Source organism: Rhodopseudomonas sp. AAP120 (genome assembly GCF_001295845.1).
Classification (GTDB): domain Bacteria; phylum Pseudomonadota; class Alphaproteobacteria; order Rhizobiales; family Xanthobacteraceae; genus Rhodopseudomonas.
Genome location: NZ_LJIC01000079.1, coordinates 31,908 through 51,121 on the forward strand (window position 1 = coordinate 31,908; position 19,214 = coordinate 51,121).

A 19,214-nucleotide genomic window follows, 5' to 3' on the forward strand; every position below is an offset into this window, starting at 1 on the left:
GAGCTCACGGAGCCTGCAGACCGACCTGCGAGCAGATCGTCTGAATGCGATTGTGCGCCCGCTCCTGCGCTTCGGCGAAGCTCGACACCTTGACGCGGGGCTGCGACCAGATCGGCTGCAGATTGGCGGCGGCCTCCTTGGCGAGCGCGCCGTGATGCGCGATCCAGCCGTTGAACAGATCGCGATTATGCGGGCCGTTCTGGTTGTCGTGCGTCAGCATGTGCGTCAGCTCGACGGTGTTGGCGAGGTTGCGCTCGTAGTCCGCTTCCGCTGCGGCGACCACCGACGGCGTCGCAAAATCGCCCTGCGACGCGGCCATCTGCATGATGAAGCCGCTGCGGAACAGCTCGCCGACCAGCGGCTCGAACACCAGATTGGTCGCGAGATATTGTTCGAGATAGTCGGTCGCGCCCATGATGGCCTCGACAGCCTTGCGGGCGCCCTGCCAGATCGGGTCTTCCAGCCAGTGGGTCTTGCCGGCGGTGTGGTCGAAGTTGCCGATGTCCATGCCGATCTCGCTGAGATACAGCGTCAGGTCCTGGGCGAAGCGCAGCTTGTAGGACGAATTGGTCAGCGTCGCGTTGTTGATCATCTGGGTGTAGCCGTAGCGCTGCGCCTGCATCAGCGAGGTGCCGAGCCCGAACTCGGCGTGCTTGTAGGCGCCGAGATGATCCTGCAGCACCTTGACCCAGGCGGCGTCGAAGCGCTTCGGTGCGCCGGACTTGCGGGCGTTCTCGATCACACCCTGCACCATGCCGCAGATCGTCGACTGGCGCTGATAATGCGTGCGCTCCCATTCCTGATCGACCGCGCGGAACTGATGCCAGTTCGAGCTCAGCGCCTTGGTCCAGGTCTTGGAATAGGTCGGCGTGCCGTCCGGGAACGAGATGATCCAGTCCTGCAGCAGATAGCGCTCGGGGTCCGGCTGGACGTCGACGGTCATGTCCTCGTAATGCGTCGCCTTGCGGGCCTTCGGCTCGTAGTAATTGTACTTGCGGCTGTCGGATCCGGCGAAGATCGCGGCCCCGGCGGCGCCGGATTTCTGCACGGTCTGTGGGCTTGCACTCATGTCGTCCTCCCTGGGTTATGATTGTTTCGCCGAACGGCGTTGGTCGTCGTGGACAGCGCCGGCCGTCAGCGCGTGGCCGGCGTGAACTTGTCGAAGAAGATGTGATCGGGCTCGACATTGGCCATCTGCAGCACCGGCAGCACCGCATCGATCATCGGCACCGGCCCGCACGCATAGGCGTCGATCACGCCGCTCAGCGATTCCGCGGCGAGCCGCCGCTGCACCACCTCGTGGATGAACCCGGTCTCGCCGTCCCATTGATCCTCGGGCGTGGCGTGCGACAGCGCCGGGATGAACTGAAAGTCCGGCAGCGCCGCAGCGACCGCGGCGATCTCGTCGAGCATGAACAGATCGGCCCGCGTCCGCGCGCCGTAGAAGAACCGCACCGGCCGCTGATCGCCGCTCTGCACCTGGTCCGACAGCATCGACCACAACGGCGACATGCCGGAGCCGCCGCCGATCAACAGCAACGGACCGCTCCGTCCTTCGCGCCGGAAGCAGGTGCCGTACGGCCCTTTCGCCTGCAGCACCGCGCCCGGCTGCAGCGCGCCGTCGAGCTGCGACGAGAACAGGCCGTTCGGATATTTCTTGATAATGAAGGACAGCCGCGTGCCGTCGACCGGCGCATTGGCCATCGAGAACGCCCGCGTCACGCCGATCTCGGGCAGCGTCAGGTCGACGTACTGGCCCGCCCAGAATTTCATCGGCTTGTCGAGGTCGATCTCCAGCAGCCGGATATCGTGGGTCAGCGCCGTCACCTTGGCGAGACGCGCCTCGAACGATTTCACCGCGATCGAATGCGACAGCAGCTCCTCGTCGAAATTGAGCAGCTCGACTTCGAGATCGCTGTAGGCGTGGGTCTTGCAGAGCAGCACGTGCTCGTTCTCGCGCTCGTAATCCGGCAGCGCGAAGGTCGAGTATTTCAGCATCTCGATATCGCCGCTCAGCACGCGCGCCTTGCAGGAGCCGCACTGGCCTTCCTTGCAGCCATGCATCAGCGCGATGCCCTGGCGGAATCCGGCGTCCAGAACGGTCTCGCCTTCCTCGACATCCATCTCGATGCCGACCGGCTCGAGGCGGACCTTGTAGGTGGTGGTGGTTTCCGACATGGATCTCGGCCTGGTTAGTGGGACGGAGGTCGCAGCGCGCGCGGCGCCGCGTCGGCGGGGACATCGGCGGAAGGCTTGGGGGCCGCGGCGTGCGGCCCCCAAGCCTCCGACCTCGCTTAGTTGCAGGGGTTGATGGTGAAGCCCTTGCGATACTCGGCGACGGCGGCGTCGCGTTCGGCGCCGGGCTTCAAGGCGCGGAACGAGCGCAGCGGGCTGCCGAGCGTGTTGCCGCGGACGTGGTCGAGCGTCCACATGTCCTTCTGCTCGAAGCGCAGATGCGGCTGCGGCACCAGCGTCTTGCCGTCGGAGCGCACGAAGCCGAGATCGACCAGGGCGTCGGCATGATCCCAGCCGTGGTAGCACTCCTCCCACTCGCGGCGACCGCTGAAGCGGCCCATCGCCGGCGTGGCGCGGCCTTCATACTCGGCGGCGAACGCCACCTTGTGGGTCCAGCGGCAGCCTTCCGAGCAGTAGGTGTAGACCTTGCCGTCGACTTCGTCGCAGCAGAAGTCCTCGCGGATCAGGCACGGCACCATGCAGCTCCAGCAGCGGTGCGGGTAGACGTAGCCGACGTCGGAATTGAAGGCGATCACCTTCTCGCCCGGCTTCGACAGCTTCGCGTACCACTTCCAGTAATCGCCGAATTCGGCGTACCAGCCCGGATATTTGTGCTCGAACCACTCGAAGTCCTTCTCGGTCTGAGCCTCGATGCGCCAGAAGTTGAACGACCAGCCGACCGAGAAGAACTGAGCGGTCTTGTGGACGTAATTCTTCTTGACGATACGGTCCCAGGCCTCTGCGACGTCGTCGTGATGAATCTTGATGCCGTACTTCTCGAGCGGCAGCATGTAGGTCCGATAGTAGTCTTCGTAGATCCAGCGGTGCCACAGCTCGGCGTAGGACTCCTTGTTCTTGTCGCGGTTCGTCGTGCCGTATTCGATGAAGGTGCCGATCGCGGCGTCGACGATGGCGTGGTTCTGCCAGAACGCGTATTTCAGATCGCGCTCGAGCAGCTGATGGTTCGACGGATCGTGGATCATCGCCATCAGCATCGAGTGGCCGTTGCCGATGTGGCGGGATTCGTCGGACTGCACCGACAGGAACACGGTCGGCAGCGCATAGTCGCCGTTGCGGGCGGCTTCCGACGGCATCGCGACGAACAGCGTGTTGGTGAAGGCGGTCTCGGCGACCACCGTCAGGTAGATGTTGGCGGCGGTGATCGCGTCACCGGTCAGGAAGCCCTCGGCGAACTGCCGGCCGATCGTGGTGGCGTAGCACTTGCCGAACGCCGCCTCGGTGATGTCGAATCCGGCGGGATCGATGTAGTTCTCCATGTACCACTTCTTCAGGTTCATCTGAATCGTGGAGTGGCGGAACTCGTCGACCATCTGCATGGTGAAGCCGGTGCGCAGCTCCTCGCCCGGCGCGAGCCGGCCGACCATCGCCATCGAGCGGGCCGCGGAGATTTCCGGGAACGGTATGATGGCCAGGAACAGCTTCATCCATTCGACCCAGCGCGGCTCGACATTGCGGAACATGTCGCCGCGCAGCGCCGCGTCGAGCGCACCGTAGACGCGGTTGTCCTTCTCTTCCTGCATCGGGAAGTAGGAGCGCAGCACCTGCTTCATCGGGTCGCGCGGCACCCGCGAGATCTTGTAGTCGGTCGGGAAGGTCATCGCCTCCTGGACGTAGCTCGGCGTCCAGCCGAGATCGGACACGCGGTTGGCGGCTTCCGCTGTGCTGATGCCCTTCTGGCTCACGATCTTGTTCAGCGTCAGTGTCTCAGACATTTAGGTCTCCCTTGGACGTTGCTTGGACTTCGTCTTGACTTCACTTCCTGCCTTCGTTGGTCGGGCGCCCGCTCGACGATTGGTTGCTACGCATGAGGCAGGTGCGCCCGATGGTCGGTGGTCCGTCGATCAGGACGGACCGGAGACCGGCCGCTCGGCCGGGTCGCGTTGCGCGGCGCCCTTGGTCAAGGGCTTGCCTTCGGCGATGAACCGCGCGGTGAGCACCAGGGCGCCCATCGCGAAATCCTTGCCGTGGCTGGCGATCATCGCCTCGGCGATGCCCGCGAGCTGCACGAAGAAGCCGTCCTTGGAGCGGTCCTCTTCGCTGAGTTCGATCGGATCGGCTGGCGGCACGCGGTCCGTGCGCGGCGCTTTGCCGGCTGTGCGGATGTTGTTGCTGGTCATCATGCGTTTCCTGATCGGTAGTGAGTGCCCCCGCCCTGCGGGCCGGCGTCGAATTCGAGCAGCGATGCGTTGAGCCACTCGCGTTCGGCGACGAGCCGATCGTGTTCGTCCTGCAGCGCCTTGAACCGCGCGGTCAGCCGCTCGACCTCGGCTTCGGCGTCCTCCGACGCGCCGGGCAGCCGGCTGTCGCGGAGCGCGCAATGCAGTTCGATCTCGGCGCCGCCGCGTGCGCTGTCGTTGCGCAGCTGCGCCTCGTTGTTGCGGATGATCGCCTCGATCAGCCGGTGCCTCGCCAGCATGCTGGCGCGGGCCGCCTCGCGATCCAATCGGTCGCCTGCCGGAGGATCGTCCGCACTGCTCTTGGTCATGTCGCCCATCCAGGTTTGCGGCGGCGAGCGAACCGCCTCGCAGCGGATCGTCATGGCACCAGCACGGCCCGGCCGTGGATGCGGCCATGGTGCAGATCGTGTAGCGCGTCGTTGGCGGCGCTGAGCTTGTATTCCTTGGTGTGAAGCTGCACGAGGCCGCGATCCGCGAGCTTCATCAGCTCGACCAGTTCGGCATAGCTGCCGACCAGATTGCCCACGATGGTCTTTTCGGTGGTGATCAGGTCGATGGTCGGCAGCTCGATTTTGCCGCCGTAGCCGACCACGTAGTAGAAACCATCGTTCGCCGTCATCGCCAGACCGCGGGCGACCGCCTCGCCCTCGCCGACGAAGTCGATCACGGCTTCGGCGCCGCGCCCGCCGGTCAGCGCCAGCACCGCTTCGACCTCGTTGCCGTCGGCCTTGACCAGATGATGTGCGCCGCAGGTCTTGGCGAGTTCGAGCGACTTGTCGTCGCGATCGACCACGATGATTTCGGCGGCGCACAACGCCGCCAGAACCTGAATGCCGATATGGCCGAGGCCGCCGGCGCCGATCACCGCCGCATACTGGCCGGGAAGCAGATGCCGCGATGCCTTCTTCGCAGCGCGATAGGCGGTGAGGCCGGCGTCGGTGTAGGGAGCGACGTCCTTCGGCGCCAGCGTCTTCGGCAGCTTGATCAGCGAGCGCTGCCCGGTCAGCAGATATTGCGCGTAGCCGCCATTGGTGTTGATGCCCGGAAACGCGCTGTCGTCGGCGTGCATGTCGTTGCCGCGTCGGCACGCCAGGCAATGACCGCTGGTGACCAGCGGATGGCAGATCACCGGATCGCCGACCTTGATGCCTTCGACACCGGGGCCGATCGCCTCGACCCAGCCGGCGTTCTCGTGGCCCATGATGTAAGGCAGGTTGACGTCAACCTTACTGCGCCAAATGCCTTCGACGATATGCAGGTCGGTGCGGCATACACCCGCGCCGCCGATCCGCACCACCACGTCGGACGGCCGCGTGATCTTCGGATCCGCGACGTCTTCGTATTTGACGAATTCCTTCGCCGTCAGCTTCTCGTCGAATGCATGCAGAACCGCGGCTTTCATCGACCCTTCGCTCCCTGAAATTTATTTTTTGTTCTGTCGCCTCGTTGGTGGCGGGCGACGAACTAACAACAGCAAGAGCCGTGCCACGCGACTAACAGGCTGAGCTACATGGCTTTCTCGACAGCCACACGGCGTCGCGACGATCCGCACCGGATCATCACGTTGAACATTGATGTTCCGCGACGGAACACTTCTCGCCCCGAACCGCCGATTTGGAATTTTGCTTAGTTGGAATATGTTGAAGTTCGAACGCCGCAACGAGAAGCCGAACACGGCTCGCGGGACGGAGGAACGTCGGATGCTTGATCAGGGAGGGCAATCGATGCTGCTTGCCGGGCGGCGCCTCGATAATATCGGATTAGCGCTCGAGCAACGCGGTGGTTCGCCGGCCGGCTATATGCCGGTCGATATCTACGACAGCTGGATGCGCTGCATCGCACTCGGCCTCGACATGCGGCGGCCGCCGCCGCCGGAATTCGTCAGTCCCGCTGTCCTACGCCAGGAGCAACAGCGCTGCTCGCTGGTACGCGGCCTCGCGCTCGCCGAGATGCACACGCTGCATCAGCAGATCTCCGGCTCAAATTTCATGGTCGCGTTCGCCAGCTCCGAAGGATTGCTGCTCGACATCATCGGCGATCGCAGCTTCCGCGACGCCTCGGATGCCGCCGGCATTCGGCCGGGCGCGCTGTGGACCGAACGCCACTGCGGCACCAACGGGCTCGGTACGGCGGCGCATCTGAAGCGTCCCGTCGCGGTGCACGGCGATCAGCACTTCTTCCCGCGCTACAACAATCTCACCTGCGTCGCCGCGCCGATCTTCGCGCCGGACGGCGAACTCACCGGCATCCTCGACGCCTCTTCCGACTGCCTGTCGCGGCAGACGCATACGCAGGCGCTGGTCGGCATGGCGGCGACGCAGATCGAGAACGGGCTGTTTCGCGAGTATCACCGCGGCGACATATTGATCGCATTTCACAACCGCGGCGAGTATCTGCACACGCTCAGCGCCGGCCTGCTCGCGGTGGACGAGGATGGCAGAATCCTCTCCGCTAATCGCGCAGCCCGGGTGCTGCTGCACGGCCTGCCGGCGGCAGCCGGACGTCATTTCGCCGATGTGTTTCGCACCGACTTCAACCGCTTCGTCGATGAAGGCCGGCGCAGCGAGCGGCAGAGCCTCGAGGACGACGTCGGCAGTCAGTTCGTCGCCACGATCGAGAACACGCGGCAGTTCCCGATGCTGTCGCAGCCGCGGGTCACGGCGCCGTCGCCTCCGCCGCAGCCCGCCGTCGAATTCGTCTCGGCGGACCCGGCGATCGCCGCGATCGTACGCCAGGTCGAGACCGCCGCGGCGCGCAAGATGCCGATCCTGGTGCGCGGCGAGACCGGCACCGGCAAGGAGCAGCTCGCGCGCCATGCCCACGCCGCGAGCCGCCGCAGCGGCGCGTTCGTCCCGGTGAATTGCGCCGCGCTCCCCGACAGCCTGATCGAGGCCGAGCTGTTCGGCTATGCCGAGGGCTCGTTCACTGGCGCGCGGAAGGGCGGCGCGACCGGGTTGTTCAAGGAAGCCGACGGCGGCACGCTGTTTCTCGACGAGATCGGCGATATGCCGGTGTCGCTGCAGGCGGTGCTGCTGCGCTTCCTCGACGACTGGACGGTCCGCCCGGTCGGCGGCGCCAAGCGCAAGGTCGATGTCCAGCTGGTGTCCGCCACCAATGCCGATCTCGACGAGTCGATCGCCAAGGGCTGCTTCCGCGCCGATCTGCTGTTTCGCCTCAACACGCTCGAGGTGACGCTGCCGCCGCTGCGCGCACGCTCGGACTTCGCCGATATCGCCAAGCATGTGATGGCGCGGATCGATCCATCGGCGCGGCTGACGCCGGGCGCGATCGAGCGGCTGGCCGAGCTCGAATGGAACGGCAACATCCGCCAACTGCGCAACGTGCTGTCGCGGCTGTCGCTCGCCGAGCAAGGCGGCCTGATCGGCGAGGCCGCGGTCAAGGCCGCGATCGGCGATCTCGCCGCCAAACGGCTGTCGGCGGGCGCGCCGAGCAGCGGTGGCCTGAAACGCGGTCTGCGCGAATTGCAGCGCGCTCAGCTGCTCAGCGCCTACGCCGAAGCCGGCAACAATGTCAGCAAGGCGGCACGCCGGCTCGGCGTGTCGCGCAACATGATCTATCGCGCGCTGCGCGAGCCCGACTAACGGCTCACGTCGCACACTAGCAGGGAGGATGTCCGTGTTCGAACCGCAGAACAATCTCGAAGCGCTGATGCAGGCCGCGGCCCGAGACCCCGGCGCCGCGCCGGCGTTCTACGAAGCGCTGCTGAAGAGCGAGATCTACATCCTGGTGCCCGAGGCGCCGGTCGCACCCGGCGAAAGCCGCACCTTGCAGCCGCAGGAGACGATCAACGTCGCCACCGTCGAATTCCAGGGCCTGCGCTGGCACCCGGCCTTTACGTCGAAATCGCGCATCTCCGAATACGTCAAGGAGCCAGAGAGCTGCCTCGGCGCAGTCGCCGAGGACCTGTTCGCGATGCTGCCGGGCTCGAACTTCTGGCTCAATCCATCGTCCGAATGCCAGAAGCCGCTTCCCGCCTCGGAGATCGAGATGATCACCGGCGGCAGCATCTTCGCCTCGGCCGGCGCTAAGGCCGGCAGGCAACGCCGCCCGTCCCGCAAGAGCTGAGTCACGTCGCCCCCTCGTCCGGCGCGCACCGGACGCGGTCGGCGCGTCGGATCGATACCCGCAGCGACTTGGCCGGAAGGCACAGACGCGCCACAGCGGCCGCCACCGCCGCGTCGATTGGTCAACTATTTCAGTGAATTGTTGGATGGTGGGGGAGGCAGGACTCGAACCTGCGAAGCCATGAGGCGGCTGATTTACAGTCAGCTCCCTTTGCCACTCGGGACACTCCCCCGCCCGTGCCGCCGACCGTACGCCTGTGGCAGGCAAAACCGGAACCGGACAGCCGCAGCGAGCCCGCGGGCGGGCCTGCAACGCGGCGCGGTTATGGGCGATACCGGGGGGACAAGTCAACCAATCCCATGACAATTTCTCTACACATCAAGCCGCATGGGGAAATTGCCTTGGCGGCGGCCGCGTGGGACAAGCGCGCGATGAGTCCGAAAGACCGAAATCCACGCTTTCAGCGCCGTGACGACCGCCCGCGCGGCGGTCCGCCGCGCTTTGCGGCCCGCGGCCCGCGCGCACGCGAGCCCGAGGGCATCGCGATTCTGTACGGCTGGCACACCGTCACGGCGGCGCTCGCCAACCCGAAGCGCCGCATCCGCAAGCTGCTGCTGACCGAGAACGCCGCGCGCAAACTCGCCGACGAGGGCATCGTCACCAAAGCGCCGACCGAAATCGTCCGCCCCGGCGACATCGACCATCGGCTCGGGCCGGACGCGGTGCATCAGGGCATGCTGGCGGAAGCCGATCCGCTGGATGGGCCTTCGATCGACACCCTTCCCTCCGACGGCATCGTGCTGGTGCTCGACCAGATCACCGACCCGCACAATGTCGGCGCCATCCTGCGCTCGGCCGCGGCGTTCGCCGTCAAGGCGATCGTCACCACCGCGCGGCACAGCCCGGAAGCTACCGGCGTGCTGGCGAAATCCGCTTCGGGCGCGCTGGAGCTGGTGCCGCTGGTGCTGGTGCAGAACCTCGCCCGTGCGCTCACCGAGCTGAACAAGCGCGGCTTCCTCACCGTCGGCCTCGACAGCGAAGGCAGCGCCGATCTCGCCGCGGTGGAGCTGCACGCGCCGCTGGCGCTGGTGCTCGGCGCCGAGGGCAAGGGCCTGCGGCAGCTCACGCGCGAGACCTGCAGCGTGGTGGCGCGGCTCGACATGCCGGGCGAAATCAAGAGCCTCAACGTCTCCAACGCCGCCGCCCTGGCATTGTACATCGGTGCCAGCCGGCTCGGCTTGATGCGCTGACCCGTTTTCGGATCAGACGACGCCCGCCCGCATCGCTGCGGACGGGCGTTCGTCGTTCGGTCGAGCCGATCAGTAATTGCGGCGCAGCACCGGACCGTGCGGACGGTGATAGCGCGACGCGCCGTCATGACCGCGATAGGCGCCGTGATACATCGCGGCGCGACGGTGATGCCGGACGTGGCGGCCGCCATAGCTGTACACCACCGGACCGGTCGCCACCGGCCCACCGACATATTGATGCGTCATCGCGTTGGCGTAGACGCCGCCGGTGTAAGCCGAACCGGTGCGCCACACCGAGACCGGGCGATCGTCATAAGTCGCGACCGGCGCGAAATTGCCCGGGCCCGAATAGGTCGGTCCCTGGTTGACGTAGTAGTAGCGCGTCGGATCGGGCAGACGTTCGAACGCCGCGGAGCCATAGCCGGCACCGTAGCCGTAATCGTACGGCACCATGGCCGGCGAGCCGCAGGCGCTGACCGCGCACGGCGCGCAGGATCCCGCGAACAGGCCGCCGCCACAAGCCAGCGCCGGCGCGGCGCTGACGGTCACGACGGCCACCGCCGCCATCAAACCCGAGATCATCTGACGCATGTTACTCTCCGGATGGACGCTGTTTTGGGTTCGTTGTCGTTGTGATCGGTCGGCCCGCGAGGTCGGCGCGGTCGCAAACAGGCCTAGCCGCGCGGCCCGCGGAAATTCGGTGGCGGCAACCGACCGCCGCCCTCGTCCAGCGGCGGCGCGATGATCACCTGTGGCGGATCCATCGGCACCGGCGGCGGGGTCGGCTGCGGCGGCCGCGATTCGACCTCCCAGGATTGACGGAAGCTCTCGGCCGGCTTCGGCAAAGGCCGATCCGCCGGCGGTTCGATCTCCAGCCGGCCGTAGCCCGGCAGGCGGTTCGAGCCGGGATAATAGTGGCCGACCTCCGGCAGGCGGACCGGCCGGCTGCCGTAGAACGTCGGCTGCCGGTGCACGCCGCGCTCCAGCCCCCAATCGCCCTCGACCACCGTATAGGACACGTCGCGGCCGTTGATGATGATCGGCACCCCGGGGCGGCCGGGAATCACCACGCCGAAGCCGCCGCTGTCGGCGCAGGCAGGCGCCACGGTCGCAGTCACGAGCAGAATCGCCAACGCGGCGCGCGGGGTCGCAGGTTTCATAGCCATGGCACCGAGGGTAGTTGAAAAGCTTGCCGGATGAGTTAAGGCGCCGGAGCGAAGCGCCGGTAAGCCTAACGCACGACGCGGAATCCGGGTCCGATCGCTCGGCGTGACCAGCGAATCGTTAACGCGGGGCCTTCGGGCGCCTGCCCGGCGGATGTGAAACTTGCGGCCGCGGCCTTGTCGTCACCGGCCGGCGCTGCTAGCTGTCTCGGCATTCAGCATGGCCGGGCCGGCGTAGCACAGCGGTAGTGCAGCGGTTTTGTAAACCGAAGGTCGGGAGTTCGATCCTCTCCGCCGGCACCATGCCTGACGCGCGAGTCTCCGCGCGCTCTGCTCTCTTCAGCCGACCGACAAACCCGCTCTAGGAACATCCCGACCCGGAGCGGATTGGGATGGCATGAGCAAAGACAAATTCGACGACCCGAGTCGTAAAGGCAACGAGCCCGCTCCGCTGCTGATGATCGCCGTTGCGGTCATCCCGCTGCTGGGCGTCGCGGCCTGGATGCTGCTGGGGTAATTCTGGCGGCGGCTGGCAAGGCACAGCACGACGGCGCAGCGTTCCGCAGGCTGGCTCTCCCGAAAACGGCTGGGAGCCGGTCTGCTGGTCGTCGCTCGCAGCGCTAATGGCGCGACGCGAGCGCCGCCGCGATGCGGCCCTGAATCACGACGCCGAGCCAGATCACCAGCGTCGACAACGCGGCAGCGGCGATGACGAGACCATCAACTTCGGACATCGGACTGATCCTTCCTGAGACGGACCCTTATTCAAGCGGCTCTCTAACCGCGGGACGGGCCGACGGCGATGCGGTTCATCGGCTACTCCGGCGGGCAGCGAAGCGAGCCACCGCCATGATGATTGCCCTGTCCGGCCAGCGCGGCTTTGATGCCGATCAACTGCGCTGGTTGCCGCCTCGAACCCGCCTAGAGCCAGCGCGCCAGCACCACGACATTGACCGCGCAGGCCACCAGCAGCGCCAGCGTCAGGCCGACCGGGATCCCCTCGAGCAGGGTTTTCGAGATCGTCGTCATGCGGCGACCATCGGGCGATTCTGGTTCCCGAGTCCCGCCCGATATTTTTCCGGGAATTTAACACTCGTTAACCTTCGATTCCCAGTCCCTTGAGTCTTCCGCCAAACGAAAAAGGCCGGCGCGAAGCCGGCCTTTCGGGATGCGAAATGAGCTGTCTCAATACTTGGCGACCGCCGGGCCGCCCCAGCCGAACCGATAGTTGATGCCGGCCTTGACGGTGTGGTCGTCGTTGCGGAACGAGGTGCCGACCACATCGGCCGGACCGCCGGTGAAGTTGGTGTCGCCGAACTTGTAGTACTGGTACTCGACCTTGGCGGACCAGCTCGGCGCGAACATGTATTCGAGGCCGGCGCCGACCGTGTAGCCGTCGTTGCGGTTGCCCGAAGTCGAATAGCCCGCGGCCGCGCCGGTGGCGTCGAGCACGCCGAGACTGGAGTCGCGGAAGGCGTAACCGCCCTTGGCGTAGAGCAGCGCCGGGCCCCAGGTGTAGCCGAGACGGCCGGTGACCGAGCCGAGGCCGCGGGTGTTCTCGGTCGCGGTGCTGCCGCCGGAGAACAGCACGCCGGTGTTGCTGGCGGCCATCCAGCTGTACTGCGCCTCGATGCCGACCACCCAGTTGGGCGCGAACTGATAGTCGAAGCCGCCCTGCACGCCCCCCATAAATCGGCCGGCGTCGCTCTGGATGTTGTTACTTCCGGCGAAGGCTCCGCCGACGTTGCCGCCGATGTAGAAGCCGGTCCAGTTGTAAACCACTTCGGGCGCCGTATAGGCCGGCGCCGGCGGCGCCTTGGTGTAGGTGCGCGGGCCGAGATCGGCCGCGAATGCGGGCGCGGTGAGCGCGCAGACCGCGACGGCGCTGAGCAGATACTTCTTCATCGTGTCCCTCGTTCGATGTCGTCCGATGTGCCCAGAACAAGATGGCGCGAGTTTGGTTGCCCGGCGGCGAGGCCGCAGCAAGGTTGGAGCCGGAGTGTGACGGCCTCGCAACAGGTCGGAACTCGCCCGCATCTCAAGATTAGTCGCGTCGGGTTGTGATTTGGTCCGCGCTATCGCGACAATTTTTCCAGCTCGGGAAACGGCGCATAAACCGCGGCCGCGCACAGCTCCTGGGCGTTGCCGGCGACGCGATCGAGCCTGCCGTTGACATGGACGATCGCGATGTCCTGCGGCCGGCCGCCCTGCGGGGTGAAACGCAGACACGACACGAAACGCATCCGGCCGGCGACCTCGCGCTGCACCGGCTCGGCCATCATCGCGTCGCGCAGACCGACCGGGTTGTTGAGGTAGCTGCGCAGAAACGCCGGGATCTCGCTGCGATAATTCGCCGGAAACGGCTGCACGGCGTCGCCGCCGGCATCGGGCGGGGCGGACTCGCCGCCGGTGATACAACCGCCGAGCGTGGCGACGGCGGCGAACGCGAGCACGAAGCGGCGGGACACGGGCACGGGGCGGCTCTTGGATTGAACGGAAACGCCGCAGCAATACCCGCTTCGCGCGTTGAATCAAACCCGGCTGCACGCGCAACGTGCCGCAGCCGCACCGGGGGTGGCGATCCGGTGCGGCCGCAGCGTTCGATCCTCAGCCGCGCTTGGGGGCTGCGGGGCGGATCGAAGCCTTCGACAGCTGCTGCTTGGCGTGGGCCTGGACACCCGCCTTGGCGACATACTGGTGGCCGCGCAGGCTGCTCTGCTTGTTGAGCTTGTGGTGCACGGCGCGGTGGTGATGGCGCGCCACCTTGGCCTTCGCCTTGGGCGCGACGTTGGTCTGCGCCAGCGGCGTCGCGGCCGGCTTGGCGGCGTCGGTCGCCGCAGCGGCGGCGGGCGCGGCCGGCGTCTTGTCGGCCCCGGCGGCGAAGGCCGGCGCGGTGAGCATCGAGACGGCGAGCAGAGCGGCTGACAGGGACTTGATCATGATGGTCTCCTTCGTCGAACGAAGTTGGTTGCAAAATCACAGCCGGCTGGTGAAGCTTGGACCGTGAGCCCGCCGGCCGGGCCTCCGATCATGTCGCGACGCTAGGCCGCAGCGTTTGAACCGAAGCTGAAGTGAAACGGCAGCTCGGGTTCATCCGTATGAACGGCCTGTCAGCTTCGCGGCGGCGTGCGGCCGCGGCGGGAATGAACGGCGGCGCGCGGGGTTGAAGACGTGCTGATACCTCGGGCCGCCCCATCTGGATCGGCTTGCTACCAGGAGAGAAGCGATGACCGGACGACTGCGACTGCTCGCCTTTGCCCTGCTCTCGGCCGCGCTGATCGCGCCGCCGGCGCTCACCGCCGCCTATGCGGCCGGCGACTCCACCCCCTCGCCGCCGCCGTCCTCGGACAGCAAGTCCGGCGACAAGAAGAAGGACAAGAAGTCCGAACGGCAATTCCAGGACGGCTATCGCGCCGCCTATGCGACCGTCTACGACCGTGCCGACTATGCGGCCGCGATCGATCAGCTCAAGGCGCTGCACCACGACGACAACGCCTCGGTGGCGACGCTGATCGGCTATTCGTATCGCAAGCTCGGCGATTATAAGCTCGCCCAGGCGTGGTACGAGCGCGCGCTGAAGACAGATCCGAACCACACCAAGACCTGGCAGTATTACGGCCTGTGGCAGGTCGAACAGGGCAACCGCGAGCGCGCGCAAGTTCATCTCGACCGCATCGCGGCGCTGTGCGGCAACACGAGCTGCGAGGAATACACCTCGCTCGCCGCCGCGATCGCCGGCGCCGGCGGCTCGTACTGATCGCGTCACAGCCGCAGCGCCCCGCACCGGGCGCTGCGGCCTAGGCGCCGCATCTGCGCGGGCGGCTCGACAATCCGCGGAAACGTCGTATAGACGACGGCGGCGAAATCCGCTTCCCTCGCGGCGTTTCGAGCCAGAGCCTGTGCCGAGCCCGCCATGAGTCCATCCCCGCGACATCACCGCATCGCCTTCGTGGCGAGCACCGGCGTCGAAGCGCAGGCCGCGCTGGCGCAGCTCGCGTCGCAATACGGCAATCACGATCCGCAGGACGCCGACGTCGTCGTCGCGCTCGGCGGCGACGGGTTGATGCTGCAAACGCTGCATCAGCACATGCGGACCGGCAAGCCGATCTACGGCATGCATCGCGGCACGGTCGGCTTCCTGATGAACGAGTATTCGACCCACGATCTGCATCGCCGGCTCGCTGCGGCGCGCGAGACCGTGATCCATCCGCTGCTGATGCGCGCCACCGATATCTACGGCGAAGTGCACATCCACCACGCCATCAACGAGGTTTCGCTGTTCCGCCAGAGCCATCAGGCGGCGCGGCTGCGCATCATCATCGACGAGCGCGAGCGCATGCACGAGCTCGTCGCCGACGGCATTCTGGTCGCGACGCCGGCGGGCTCGACCGCCTACAATCTGTCGGCGCAGGGCCCGATTCTGCCGATCAACGCGCAGTTACTTGCGCTGACGCCGATCTCGGCGTTCCGGCCGCGGCGCTGGCGCGGCGCGCTCTTGCCCGACAACGCCTTCGTGGTGATCGAAGTGCTCGAAGTCGACAAGCGCCCGGTCGCCGCCGTCGCCGATCACGACGAGGCCCGCGACGTCCGCCGCGTCGAAGTGATTTCCGACAAGACCATCGCGATGCGCATGCTGTTCGACCCGGGGCATAGCCTCGAGGAACGCATCCTCAGCGAGCAGTTCGGGACGTAGTCGGACGGGCCGGCGCGGGTGCCGCAGCGGCGAATGAGAAGCGATCGCGGCTAGCGGGGCGAGCGGCGCTCCTGGATGGCGGTTTTTATCGACAAATCAAACGGTTAGCTGCACTGCACGGCGGCGTCCGGCGGTTTTGTTGCGAACGGCTTGCCGTTAGGCCGCGACGTTGATTTCGCTGAGTTTTTCGTTCCGGGCCCTTGCGGCAAACTGGTGACAAACTGGCGGCACGCGCGCAGCCTGGGCCCCATCCGCTTGCGAACGAATCGCAGCCATTGCGCGGACCGCGGTGGAGGTAGCTTTTCCGGCTACGGCGAAACGTGTCCAGCCCGCCACAGGAGAATATGACAATATTCCTGACCTTCGATGCGGGAGGGCCACAGACGAGTGGCGCGAATGCAGCTGCCTCGCAGGACCGCTTTGCCTTTCCGCGGGCGGAGGACCGGGCCGAGAGCCGCGAGAAGACTCGACAGACCACCCCTCCTGTGCTCATGCGCGCCCCTCGGCACGGAGCGGGAGAAACCTGTCGCACCGCGTGACCTGCGCATTGGAATCCTGCTATCGCAGTCCGCATGACCCCCGCCGAGTTCATCAAGAAATGGAAGCCCGTCGCGCTCAATGAGCGAGCTTCCGCGCAAACCCACTTCATCGACCTGTGCAAGCTGTTCGAGCACGACGATCCAGTCTCGGCCGATCCGGCCGGCGAGTGGTTCGCCTTCGAAAAAGGGGCGACCAAGACCGGCGGCGGGGATGGCTTCGCCGACGTGTGGAAGAAGAATTACTTCGCGTGGGAGTACAAGAAGAAGAAGCACGACCTCGGCGTCGCGATGAATCAGCTCGTGCGCTACGCCGCCGCGCTGGAGAATCCACCGCTGCAGGTCGTGTGCGACACTGACCGCTTCATCATCCGCACCGCGTGGACCAACACGGTCGCCAAGCAGTACGAGATCGAACTCGACGAACTCACCGATCCCGACAAGCGCAAGATTCTCTGGGCGGTGTTTCACGATCCGGAGCAACTGAAGCCGCAGCAAACCCGCGCCGGCATCACCAAGGACGCCGCCGACAAATTCTCGACCATTGCGCTGCGGCTGCAGGGCCGCGGCACGCCGGAGGAGATCGCGCATTTCGTCAATCAGCTGGTGTTCTGCTTCTTCGCCAGCAGCGTCAAGCTGCTGCCGGAAGGCTTCTTCCCTAAGTTACTGAAACGCGCAGCGGAGAAGCCAGAGCGCGCCATCGACTACTTCAATAGACTTTTCCAGGCGATGGAAACCGGCGGTGAATACGATCTCACCGACATCGCGCACTTCAACGGCGGGCTGTTCGATGGCCGCCGCGCGCTGAAACTCGACGAGGGCGACATCGGTCTGCTGACCGAGGCCAGCAGCCTCGACTGGAGCCAAATCGATCCGACGATCTTCGGCACGTTGTTCGAACGCTTCCTCGATCCCGACAAGCGGGCGCAGATTGGAGCCCACTACACCGACCCCGACAAGATCATGATGATCGTCGAGCCGGTGATCCTGCGGCCGCTGCGCGCGGAGTGGGACGCCGTCCGCCGAAAGATCGAGCCGCTCGTGAAAGCTGCTCACCTGAAGAAGGGCCGCGCTTTCGACAATGCGATGGCCAAGGCCGAAGAGCCCCGCGCGAAATTTATCGAGCGGCTACGCGGCATTACCATTCTGGATCCGGCCTGCGGCTCGGGCAATTTCCTTTACCTTGCTTTGCAGGGCGTCAAGGACATCGAACTACGTGCCAACCTGGAATGCGAAGCGCTGGGACTGTCGCCACGGCTCCCGGTGATCGGCCCGGAAATCGTCCATGGCCTCGAGATTAACGAACTCGCAGCAGAACTGGCGCGCACCACAATCTGGATCGGCGACATCCAATGGCGCATCCGCAATGGCATCTACTCCAACCCGCGACCGATCCTGCGCAAATTAGATTCGATCGAGTGCCGGGACGCTCTTATTAGTACGCAGCCAGACGGGGGCTACGTCGAGACCGAGTGGCCGGCCGCGGAATTTATAGTGGGCAATCCACCGTTTCTCGGTGGAAAGCTGCTTCGAACCGGGAGCCGAACAAGAAACGGCAATGGAACGCCCGGACTTGGCGACGAGGCCGTCGAGCGGCTGTTTCAAATCTTCGTTGGCCGCGTCTCGCGCGAAGCCGACCTAGTCGTCTATTGGTTCGAGAAGGCCCGAACTCAGATCGCAAGCGGACTGACACAGAGGGCTGGACTCGTAACTACAAACTCAATACGCGCAGGGGCGAATAGAGAGATATTGGATCGGATCGAACCATCCACAATCTTTGAAGCCTGGAGTGATGAACCGTGGGTGATTGATGGTGCTTCCGTTCGCGTGTCTATTGTTTGTTTTGGAAATCACGACGGACAAAAGACCCTCAATGGGGATACTGTACAGAACATCAACTCTGACCTCACGTCAGACACAAACGACCTCACCAAAGCTAGACGATTAGTTCAGAATCGGGGTGTGGCCTTCGTTGGAAGACAGAAGGATGGCCCCATTGACATAGACGGCCGCTTGGCTCGAGACTTGATTACATCGCCAATGAATCCAAATGGTCGCCCTAACTCTGATGTTGTCCACCCTTGGATGAACGCATCAGCAATTGTGCGACGAAGCCCCGACAAATGGATCATAGACTTCAAGGAAACAACCGAGTCGTCTGCCGCGCTATATCAAGCGCCGTTCGAATATTTGAAGCTGAATCTAAAACCAATTCGAGAAACCAACCGCGACCCACAACGACGACAGTTCTGGTGGCGGCCAGGACGTTCGGGAGAGGATCTGAGACGTGCTGTCTCGACATTGCAAAGATTCATAGCTACTCCGCGGGTCGCGAAACATCGACTATTCGTCTGGCTGGACAAGACGGTGGTCCCAGACTCGCGACTATTCGCATTCGCTAGGGAAGACGACACTTTTTTTGGCGTGCTTCATTCGATTTTTCATGAGCGTTGGAGTCTGAGGACGTGTTCTTGGCACGGCGTCGGCAACGATCCCACCTACAACGCTTTTTCGTGCTTCGAAAGTTTCCCCTTCCCCGAGGGCCTGACGCCGAATATTCCGGCGGCGGACTATGCGGGCGATTCCCGTGCGCAGGCGATCGCCAAGGCGGCGAAGCGGCTCGATGAGTTGCGAAACGCCTGGCTCAATCCGTCCGATCTGATCCGGATCGAGCCGGAGGTCGTGCCGGGCTATCCGGATCGCATTCTGCCAAAAGACACGAAGGCGGCGGTCGAGTTGAAGAAGCGAACGCTGACCAATCTCTACAACGCACGCCCGCAATGGCTGCAAGACGCGCATCGCGATCTCGATGCAGCGGTTGCCGCGGCCTATGGCTGGCCCGCCGACATCTCCGAGGACGATGCGCTGGCGAAGCTGCTCGAACTCAATCTGGCGCGAGCCGGCGCGGCGATGCCAGCCGCGGTGGACGAGGACGACAGCGAAGAGTCCTGACGATCGCCCCCTCACCCTGAGATTCCGGGTTCGGCCGCAGCTACGCTGCGTCCGCCCCGGAATGACGGGGGTGGCGGTCGGCCGTGGCTTTGCCGCGTCCG

General features: G+C 65.2%; 18 protein-coding genes and 2 tRNA genes. 7 read left to right on the plus strand and 13 right to left on the minus strand.

Annotated elements, in window-relative coordinates; genetic code table 11:
• Positions 1-4: 4 nt before the first annotated feature.
• The 6 genes from IP86_RS14090 to IP86_RS14115 form a co-directional block, all read right to left on the minus strand.
• Positions 5-1,069: an aromatic/alkene monooxygenase hydroxylase subunit beta gene (locus IP86_RS14090; protein ID WP_054163167.1), complete on the minus strand. Its 1,065-nt coding sequence runs from the start codon at positions 1,067-1,069 to the stop codon at positions 5-7.
• A gap of 65 nt (positions 1,070-1,134) precedes the next feature.
• Positions 1,135-2,178 (minus strand): NADH:ubiquinone reductase (Na(+)-transporting) subunit F, encoded by a 1,044-nt coding sequence (locus IP86_RS14095; RefSeq protein WP_054163168.1) that lies wholly within the window; start codon positions 2,176-2,178, stop codon positions 1,135-1,137.
• Positions 2,179-2,294: 116 nt separating this feature from the next.
• On the minus strand, positions 2,295-3,968 hold the full coding sequence (locus IP86_RS14100; protein ID WP_054163169.1) for an aromatic/alkene/methane monooxygenase hydroxylase/oxygenase subunit alpha: 1,674 nt from the start codon (positions 3,966-3,968) through the stop codon (positions 2,295-2,297).
• A 129-nt stretch (positions 3,969-4,097) separates the two neighbouring features.
• Positions 4,098-4,373 (minus strand): hypothetical protein, encoded by a 276-nt coding sequence (locus IP86_RS14105; RefSeq protein ID WP_245290619.1) that lies wholly within the window; start codon positions 4,371-4,373, stop codon positions 4,098-4,100.
• Complete coding sequence (locus IP86_RS14110; protein WP_054163194.1) at positions 4,373-4,741, minus strand: hypothetical protein; 369 nt, start codon at positions 4,739-4,741, stop codon at positions 4,373-4,375. The genes IP86_RS14105 and IP86_RS14110 overlap by 1 nt, the downstream gene beginning before the upstream one ends.
• A 50-nt stretch (positions 4,742-4,791) precedes the next feature.
• Entirely contained in the window at positions 4,792-5,835 is a 1,044-nt protein-coding gene (locus IP86_RS14115; protein WP_054163170.1) for an NAD(P)-dependent alcohol dehydrogenase, read from the minus strand.
• Positions 5,836-6,157: 322 nt separating this feature from the next.
• On the opposite strand from IP86_RS14115, the gene IP86_RS14120 reads away from it, so the two are divergent.
• Positions 6,158-8,035, plus strand: a complete 1,878-nt coding sequence (locus IP86_RS14120) for a sigma-54-dependent Fis family transcriptional regulator (protein WP_054163195.1) — start codon at positions 6,158-6,160, stop codon at positions 8,033-8,035.
• 28 nt (positions 8,036-8,063) lie between these two features.
• Positions 8,064-8,519, plus strand: coding sequence for an SseB family protein (locus IP86_RS14125; RefSeq protein WP_245290620.1), 456 nt, complete (start codon positions 8,064-8,066; stop codon positions 8,517-8,519).
• 146 nt (positions 8,520-8,665) lie between these two features.
• On the opposite strand, the gene IP86_RS14130 is transcribed toward IP86_RS14125, so the two are convergent.
• Positions 8,666-8,751: transfer RNA gene (locus IP86_RS14130), tRNA-Tyr, on the minus strand.
• A gap of 199 nt (positions 8,752-8,950) precedes the next feature.
• Here IP86_RS14130 and rlmB point away from each other — a divergent pair.
• Entirely contained in the window at positions 8,951-9,769 is an 819-nt protein-coding gene (gene rlmB, locus IP86_RS14135; RefSeq protein WP_054163197.1) for a 23S rRNA (guanosine(2251)-2'-O)-methyltransferase RlmB, read from the plus strand.
• A gap of 69 nt (positions 9,770-9,838) precedes the next feature.
• Here rlmB and IP86_RS14140 read toward each other — a convergent pair whose 3' ends face one another.
• Positions 9,839-10,360 (minus strand): hypothetical protein, encoded by a 522-nt coding sequence (locus IP86_RS14140; RefSeq protein ID WP_054163171.1) that lies wholly within the window; start codon positions 10,358-10,360, stop codon positions 9,839-9,841.
• Between the two features lie 83 nt (positions 10,361-10,443).
• Positions 10,444-10,929 carry a hypothetical protein gene (locus tag IP86_RS14145; protein ID WP_197279807.1) on the minus strand — a complete coding sequence of 162 codons (486 nt, stop codon included), beginning with the start codon at positions 10,927-10,929 and terminating at the stop codon, positions 10,444-10,446.
• Positions 10,930-11,160: 231 nt separating this feature from the next.
• Here IP86_RS14145 and IP86_RS14150 point away from each other — a divergent pair.
• A tRNA-Thr gene (locus IP86_RS14150) sits at positions 11,161-11,235 on the plus strand.
• 317 nt (positions 11,236-11,552) lie between these two features.
• On the opposite strand, the gene IP86_RS14155 is transcribed toward IP86_RS14150, so the two are convergent.
• The 4 genes from IP86_RS14155 to IP86_RS14170 all read right to left on the minus strand — a co-directional run bounded on the left by IP86_RS14155 (position 11,553) and on the right by IP86_RS14170 (position 13,872).
• Positions 11,553-11,666, minus strand: coding sequence for a hypothetical protein (locus IP86_RS14155; RefSeq protein ID WP_054163173.1), 114 nt, complete (start codon positions 11,664-11,666; stop codon positions 11,553-11,555).
• Positions 11,667-12,117: 451 nt separating this feature from the next.
• On the minus strand, positions 12,118-12,837 hold the full coding sequence (locus tag IP86_RS14160; RefSeq protein ID WP_054163174.1) for an outer membrane protein: 720 nt from the start codon (positions 12,835-12,837) through the stop codon (positions 12,118-12,120).
• Positions 12,838-13,007: 170 nt separating this feature from the next.
• The gene (locus IP86_RS14165) at positions 13,008-13,406 is read right to left on the minus strand and encodes a hypothetical protein (RefSeq protein WP_054163175.1); all 399 of its coding nucleotides are present in this window, start codon (positions 13,404-13,406) and stop codon (positions 13,008-13,010) included.
• 133 nt (positions 13,407-13,539) lie between these two features.
• Positions 13,540-13,872 (minus strand): His-rich protein BRANT, encoded by a 333-nt coding sequence (locus IP86_RS14170; protein WP_054163176.1) that lies wholly within the window; start codon positions 13,870-13,872, stop codon positions 13,540-13,542.
• A gap of 286 nt (positions 13,873-14,158) precedes the next feature.
• Here IP86_RS14170 and IP86_RS14175 point away from each other — a divergent pair, with 286 nt between their 5' ends.
• From IP86_RS14175 to IP86_RS14185, 3 genes are all read left to right on the plus strand, one after another.
• On the plus strand, positions 14,159-14,689 hold the full coding sequence (locus tag IP86_RS14175) for a tetratricopeptide repeat protein (protein ID WP_054163177.1): 531 nt from the start codon (positions 14,159-14,161) through the stop codon (positions 14,687-14,689).
• A 156-nt stretch (positions 14,690-14,845) separates the two neighbouring features.
• Positions 14,846-15,625: an NAD kinase gene (locus IP86_RS14180; protein WP_054163178.1), complete on the plus strand. Its 780-nt coding sequence runs from the start codon at positions 14,846-14,848 to the stop codon at positions 15,623-15,625.
• Between the two features lie 572 nt (positions 15,626-16,197).
• Positions 16,198-19,113 (plus strand): class I SAM-dependent DNA methyltransferase, encoded by a 2,916-nt coding sequence (locus IP86_RS14185; RefSeq protein WP_054163179.1) that lies wholly within the window; start codon positions 16,198-16,200, stop codon positions 19,111-19,113.
• Positions 19,114-19,214 lie beyond the last annotated feature (101 nt).